Source organism: Candidatus Avelusimicrobium stercoris (assembly GCF_002437085.1).
GTDB lineage: Bacteria > Elusimicrobiota > Elusimicrobia > Elusimicrobiales > Elusimicrobiaceae > Avelusimicrobium > Avelusimicrobium stercoris.
Genome location: NZ_DJOA01000025.1, coordinates 1 through 5,443, shown reverse-complemented (window position 1 = coordinate 5,443; position 5,443 = coordinate 1). Strand labels below are relative to the sequence as shown.

3 protein-coding genes are annotated in these 5,443 nt (G+C 48.6%); 2 read left to right on the top strand and 1 reads right to left on the bottom strand.

Annotation, left to right across the window (positions count from 1 at the left end; all coding sequences use genetic code 11):
- Window positions 1-132 precede the first annotated feature (132 nt).
- Complete coding sequence (locus tag B2118_RS04055; protein ID WP_428053435.1) at window positions 133-693, bottom strand: NUDIX domain-containing protein; 561 nt, start codon at window positions 691-693, stop codon at window positions 133-135.
- A gap of 72 nt (window positions 694-765) precedes the next feature.
- Here B2118_RS04055 and dnaE point away from each other — a divergent pair, with 72 nt between their 5' ends.
- Complete coding sequence (gene dnaE, locus B2118_RS04050; RefSeq protein WP_428053434.1) at window positions 766-4,257, top strand: DNA polymerase III subunit alpha; 3,492 nt, start codon at window positions 766-768, stop codon at window positions 4,255-4,257.
- 89 nt (window positions 4,258-4,346) lie between these two features.
- The gene (locus B2118_RS04045) at window positions 4,347-5,303 is read left to right on the top strand and encodes an L-lactate dehydrogenase (RefSeq protein ID WP_428053433.1); all 957 of its coding nucleotides are present in this window, start codon (window positions 4,347-4,349) and stop codon (window positions 5,301-5,303) included.
- Window positions 5,304-5,443: the final 140 nt, after the last annotated feature.

Below are 5,443 nucleotides of genomic sequence, written 5' to 3'. Positions count from 1 at the left end.
TATTGTGAGCAGTAGTTATAAAAAGCGAGTTGAACGGAAAAATATTTTGATTTGTTTGAGCCTGTTCAGGCGAGTTATCAAAATATCCGTTCAACTCTGCTTTTTATAACGCTTTGGGCGGCGAGTTTTTTGCTACTTTTTTTCGGTAAAAAAAGTAGGGAAATGTATTCTATACCATTGGAGCATAATCACCGTTTTAGCATCGGTAATTTCGCCATTTTCCACCATTTGGTAGGCTTTTTCCAAGGGCACTCTTTCCAAATTCAAAAATTCGTCCTCATCCGGCTGGTCTTCCCCGCGCGTGAGACCCGTAGCCAAATACAAATGCTGGATCTCGTTGGAAAACGCATTGCACGGGTGGAAGGTCATCACCTCTTGCAGGTTTTTAGCCGTTAGGCCTGTTTCCTGTTTGAGTTCCGCTTCGGCGCACATCAAAAAAGTTTGGTTTTCCTCGCGCTTGCCGGCGGGGATTTCCAGCGTAACCTGCCCAATCGGGTAGCGGTATTGCTGGACTAAATAGACATATCCGTCCTCTACGGGCAGTACGCCGCTTGCGCCGCGGTGGTCAAAATACAAACGGGTGGAGGTCTTGCCGTTTACCAATCTTACTTCATCCATTTTTACACCCAATACACCCTTATAGAGCGTTTTGGAGGAAATCGTTGTCTCTTTTAATTTACTATAATGTTTCATATACATATCTTATAACATTTAGACCCGCCCGGACTGTTTATCCGTCCGCCGATTTTAAAAGGATTTGCCCCTATGGCCGAATTTGTACAACTGCACAACCACACGGAATACTCCCTCTTGGACGGTATGCTGCGCATATCCTCCAACCACAAACCTTCGCAATTTTTGCAGGATTTAGTGGCGCAGGGCATCCCGGCTATGGCAATGACCGACCACGGCAATATGTACGGCGCCTTGGACTTTTATGATACGGGCCGCGCGGCGGGCATTAAGCCTATCATCGGGTGCGAGTTCTACATTACCGAAGGCAAATATAACGAAAAGGATAAATCCCGCACCGGGCACTTAACCCTGCTGGCCCGCGATTATGAGGGCTACCGCAATTTAATGAAGTTAAACTCTATGGCTTGGGTGGACGGATTTTATTATCACCCGCGCATAGACAAAGAAATTTTAGCCCAGCACAGCGGAGGACTGCTCTGTTTGTCCGGCTGCTTAAAGGGCTTTTTATCCCAATATGTGCGCGAACCGGGCGGCTTTGACAAGGCCTGCGCCCTCGCCAAGGAGTACCAAGATATCTTTGGCGTAGGAAACTATTACATTGAACTAATGGACCACGGCATACGGGAAGAGGTAGAATCCTTACCTCTTTTAAAGGACGTCGCCAAGCGCACGGGCATCCCCGTGGTGGCCACCAACGACTGCCACTATTACAAAAAGGATGACTGGCTGGCGCACGATGTGGCCGTTTGTATTGCTACGGGCAAGACGTTAAACGACCCCAACCGTATGCAAATGTCGCACGAGTTGTATTTTAAATCACCCGACGAAATGTGCGCACTATTTTCGCACACGCCCGAAGCCTGCTCCAATACCTTGGCCATTGCCGAAAAGTGTAATTTGGAGTTTCCCAAACACGGGTTTATTTTGCCGAACTTTGATATTCCCAAAGAGTTCCCCAACTCAGCCGAATACTTTAAGGATATTTGCCGCAAAGGGCTTATCAAAAAGATGAACGGCAACGTGCCGGACAATTATTGGAAGCAGTTGGAGTTTGAGTTCAACGTTATTATTACAATGGGCTTTGACTGCTACTTCCTTATTGTGCAGGACTTTATTAACTGGGCGCGCGCCAACGGAATTCCGATAGGGCCGGGGCGTGGTTCCGGCGCAGGGTCTTTGGTGGCGTACAGTATGGATATTACGCGCGTGGACCCCATTGTAAACAAACTGCTGTTTGAACGCTTTTTGAACCCGGACCGCGTCAGTATGCCCGATTTGGATATTGATATGTCCGACGCGGGGCGCGAACGCGTCATTGATTATGTACGCGGGAAATACGGCTATGATAAAGTTTCCCAGATTATTACCTTTGGTACGATGAAGGCCAAACTGGCCTTAAAGGACGTGGCCCGCGCAATGGAAATCCCGGTAGCCGAGGCCAACCGTATCGCCAAAATGATTCCCAACGACCCCAAAATGACCTTGGAAAAGGCGTTGGAAATCAATGAACTCAAAAACGAAATTGACCACAACCCGCAGAGCAAAAAACTCTTTGAAATGGCCCGCAAAATTGAGGGCTTAAAACGCCATACGGGTATTCACGCCGCCGGGGTACTGATTACCAAGGATGCGGTGTCCGAATACGTGCCGCTTGCGCGCGGGGCGCGTGATTCCATTACCACTCAGTTTGAAGGGGAGCCGTGCTCCAATTTAGGGCTACTGAAAATGGACTTTTTGGGTCTGCGAACGCTGACGGTTATTGATAACGCCGAAAAGATGATTCGCGCCCGCCACGACCCCAATTTTGATATTAATAAAATCCCGCTGGACGATAAAAAAACCTACGATATGCTCTGTGCGTGCAAGACGCTGGGTATCTTCCAGTTGGAAAGCGGCGGTATGCGCGACCTTATCAAAAAGTTGCAGCCAACCCAATTTAGCGACGTATCCGCCTTGGTGGCGCTCTACCGCCCCGGCCCGATGGAATCGGGTATGATGGATATGTTCGTACGCCGCAAAAACGGGCAGGAAAAAATCGTCTATGAAACGCCCCTCTTGGAAGAAACCCTGAAAGACACCTACGGTTGTATGGTGTATCAGGAGCAGATTATGCAAATTTCCAAGACGTTGGGCGGCTTTACCCCCGGCGAGGCTGATACCTTGCGTAAGGCTATGGGTAAAAAGAAACTGGACGTAATGGAAAAGTTCGGTAAAAAATTTGTAGAGGGCTGCAAAAAGAACAATATTTCCGAAAAAATCGCTACGCACATTTATGAACAGATGAAGGCCTTTGCGGGCTACGGTTTTAACAAATCCCACTCGTTTGCGTACGGCTTGGTATCGTATCAAACGGCGTATTTAAAGGCCAACTATCCCATTGAATTTATGTGCGCGGCCCTGACCAACGAAATCGGGCACAACGCTATTGGCTCCGACGATAAGGAAAACAAAATTGTTACCTATTTGGAAGAAGCCAAAAAAATGGGCTTTGCCACCCTGCCGCCGGATGTGAACAAGTCCGAGCCGGAATTTTCCGTAGAGGAAATTGACGGGAAGGAATACATCCGCTACGCGCTGGAAGCCATCAAAAACGCCGGGGAAGAGGCTTGCCTTTCTATCGTGAACGAACGCAAAAAGGATGGGCCCTATAAATCGTTGGAAGATTTATGCAGCCGCATTGACCTCTTCCAGGCCAACAAAAAAACGATTGAAAGTTTAACCAAGGCCGGTGCGCTGGACTCTATGATGCCGGGGCAGGACCCCAAGGCCGCCCGCGCCACGCTGCTGGCCAATATAGACAACGCCGTAGATACCGCCCACTTGGTGGCGAAAGAAAAAGAAAAGGACGCTGGCAACCTGTTCGGCGACGATTTTTCCTCCGTACTAAGCGTTAAGAAAAAACCAGCCGTCAAGGCCGAGCCGCTCACGCAAAGCGAGTTGCTCGCTTACGAAAAAGAAGTATTAGGCCTGTATTTCAGCGGGCACCCGATTGCCAAGTACCAAAACTATTTAAAGCAACTGCGCTGTACGCCGATTATTGATATTTTGGAAGGGCGTGCCACGGGCCGCTTAAACATTGTGGGCATTATTACGCTCTTTAAAAAACGCCAAAACAAGCAAAAGAAAGAGTGGGCGCAAATGACGATTGAGGACTGCACGGGCTCCATTTTGGTAAACGCGTTTGCCGCGGCCTATGAAGGGATGTCCCACAAACTGGCCCCGAACGCCATTTTGAACTTTATGGGCGATATTAAGGTGGACGAGGACAGCGCGCGCATTGAACTCAATTTAAAGGGCGTAAGCAGCGTAACGGATTTAATTTCCAACATTGCCAAGGAATTTACAATTCATATCCCGGCGGGTTATTCCAAAAACAACCTGCAAAAATTGCGCACGTATTTAGATATGACGCGCGGTACCACCGTGGTATATTTGGAGGTTCCCTCCAAGGAACACCCGGACAAGGTGCACCGTATCCGCACCAACAAGCGGATTTTGCTCCACAAGGGGTTACTTGAATTTATTGAAAACACAATGGGCAACGCTTGGAGTTTTAAGTAACGCCTAACCTATTTTAGGGGCGACCAAGGAAAGACAGATTTTGTATAGTAATAACAGCGGGGCGAAAGCCCCAAGGGGGAAGTAAAAGTATGGAAACAAATTATATCAATTTCAGCAAGGTGGGCATTATTGGCTGCGGATTCGTCGGCTCGTCCTCTGCGTTTAGTTTGATGCAGAGCGGTATGTTTACCGAAATGGTACTCATTGACGCCGACCAAGCCCGTGCCGAGGGCGAAGCCCTGGATATCAGCCACGGCCTGCCGTTTGCCAAACCGATGAAAATCTACGCTGGCGGTTATAACGATTTAAAGGACGCCGGACTGATTATCATTACCGCGGGCGCCAACCAAAAACCCGGCGAAACCCGCTTGGACCTCGTTAAAAAGAACATCGCGATCTTTAAGTCCATTATTCCCGAAATCAAAAAAATTGATTACAAGGGTATTTTGCTTATTGTGGCTAACCCGGTGGATATTTTGACGACCGTCGCCATTAAGTTAAGCGGCTTTCCGGCCAACCGCGTTTTCGGTTCTGGCACCGTGTTGGATACCGCGCGCTTGAAATACAACTTGGGCCAGCATTTGGACGTGGACAGCCGCAGCGTACACGCGTTTATCATCGGCGAACACGGCGACAGCGAAATTGCCGCTTGGAGTTGCGCCAACGTGTCCGGTATTAAGTTAAACAAATTCTGCGAAATGCGCGGTTTTTTTAAGCACGAGGAAGCGATGAAGAGAATCGCCGACGAAGTGAAGAACAGCGCTTACGAAATTATCAAACGCAAACGCGCCACTTATTACGGTATTGCTATGGCCGTGCGCCGCATTTGCGAAGCCATTGTGCGCAACGAAAAATCCATTTTGCCGATTTCCTCTTTGATGAACGGGCAATACGGCATTTCGGACATTGCGCTTAGTATGCCGGCGATTGTAGGCAGAAACGGCGTAGAAACGCACGTCCCGTTTGAAATCAACGAACAGGAAGCGGCCGACCTGCAAAAATCCGCCAAAACCTTGCAAGAAGTCCTCGCCCAAAACGAACTGTAATCGTTGCGAGATAGACCGCTTGTAAGCATTAGCCAGCAGAGCGCCTTATGCGCGGTTTCTGTGGCAAAATATAAAACTTTAACCCCGGGGAAATTATAATAATTTCCCCGGGGTTTTAATGATATGAAAATCCACCGGCT